The following is a 1,631-nucleotide window of genomic DNA, read 5'->3' as shown; positions in this document are numbered from 1 at the left end:
TCAGTATATTGCTTAAGAACCGAACAACTTTAGGCTGCCATGTCTTCCAACCGAATTAAGCAACAAAGCCTTGTACCGTTCATGATTGAACCACAACCACTTAGCAAAAAGCTCGACAGAAGTAGAGCTGCAACACTTTTTTTCATTATTACTACCAATGAATAGATATTAATTATTTTTACATGAGAGTGATGTATTCAGTACGTAATGAATAAGACGTTAAATTAAGCAAATTGGTTGCAATTTCTACAGTGAAGTTAGCATGAAGCCATTGCAAAAAGAGAAATTCGTTTATAACGTATGTAAATCACTATGCCTGAATGTTGGTAATATTAATGCCAAAAACTAATTATTCATAGAGATTAATATTGTATATTCAATGGCTTTCAGAATGGTGTTAGTTTGAAGGGATAAACAAGAAATGGGATAAAAAGGCAGCGCTGGGCTGCCTTAATAAGGTAGTTAGCGCTTCTGCTTTTTCGCCAAGCTGGTCAGGTCGAAATCGAATTCATCTGGGAAGAGTACGACACCTTCCAAATCAGTGTTCGGGAATGCCACGATAGACAACTCGTCATCCAACAGGCCGTTGGTCCAGCGAGAATGCCACTTGTTCAAACCAATTGCTTCCGGTTTGCAGTGTTCCCACTCACCTGTTGCCCACTCTTGCGCGAACTCTTCGTTTGGCCATACTGGCACACAGTCTTCGTCTTCCGTGTTCAGCATTACGCAGCCGTGTTCGTCGGTCAGGATCCAAATTTCACGGTTCTCAACGACTTCTTTCACCAAGTATTTGTAACGCTGGTCAACGTCGAATTTCAGGATTTCTGCAATGCGATCCGGGGTCAATGTCTTTGCCATTTTGAATTTCCACACGGGCAATAAAAGTTGGGAGAGAGTATATCAGAAGGAAGGAAAAGGAGAGAGTAATCACTCCCTTGGTATGTACTGTTCCATTTGGCGTCTTTACTTTTTATCACTGATTCAGAATGTGATAGTTTTATTTCACTTTACTGAAAGGATTCATCTCGTTGAAAAAGCTGTCTGCCGTCGTACTCCTTTCCATCGCCCTTATGGGCTGTGAATCTGATGTGTCACTCACGCCGAAAGTGGAAACGTACCATTCGGGCTATCACGCCACGTCATCGTTATCTGTGTTTTTTCAGCGAGATGACGATTTGCCCGATCACTATTCAGGTTTTTTCCCGCTTCAAACTGGCCATGATGCCTTGCTCACCCGCTTGGCAATGATCGAGTCAGCGTCGAACAGTTTAGATCTTCAGTATTACATTTTCAGAGATGATGAGACTAGCCAGCTGTTAGTTTGGCGGATATACGAAGCTGCTGAGCGCGGTGTGAAAGTACGTTTACTCCTTGATGATATGCAAAGTCGAAAGGACAGCGACATTGCCTACCTCAATGCTCACCCGAATATCGAAGTGAGGCTGTTTAATCCACATCAATATCGATACCTTCGCATGCTCTCTTGGGTGACGGATGGTGATCGGTTAAATCGACGTATGCACAATAAATCGATGACGGCAGATGGTGTCGTGTCCGTCGTCGGAGGGCGTAATATGGCTCCGTTGCAAAGTTTTAAGTTTCAGGCAATCTAGTGTCACCTTCCTCGTCGT

Annotated in this window: 2 protein-coding genes; one reads left to right on the top strand and one right to left on the bottom strand. The window is 43.2% G+C overall.

Going from position 1 to position 1,631, the window contains the following annotated elements; genetic code table 11:
* Nucleotides 1-462 precede the first annotated feature (462 nt).
* Nucleotides 463-858, bottom strand: coding sequence for a DUF2750 domain-containing protein (locus B5D35_RS23625; RefSeq protein ID WP_078754832.1), 396 nt, complete (start codon nucleotides 856-858; stop codon nucleotides 463-465).
* Between the two features lie 170 nt (nucleotides 859-1,028).
* Between B5D35_RS23625 and B5D35_RS23620 the strand changes: the two genes are divergently transcribed.
* Nucleotides 1,029-1,613 (top strand): phospholipase D-like domain-containing protein, encoded by a 585-nt coding sequence (locus B5D35_RS23620; RefSeq protein WP_244556735.1) that lies wholly within the window; start codon nucleotides 1,029-1,031, stop codon nucleotides 1,611-1,613.
* The last annotated feature ends 18 nt before the right edge of the window (nucleotides 1,614-1,631 follow it).

The organism is Enterovibrio nigricans DSM 22720 (assembly GCF_900167155.1).
Classification (GTDB): domain Bacteria; phylum Pseudomonadota; class Gammaproteobacteria; order Enterobacterales; family Vibrionaceae; genus Enterovibrio; species Enterovibrio nigricans.
Note: the sequence above shows the minus strand (reverse complement) of the source record. Positions and strands in the feature narration are given on the sequence as shown.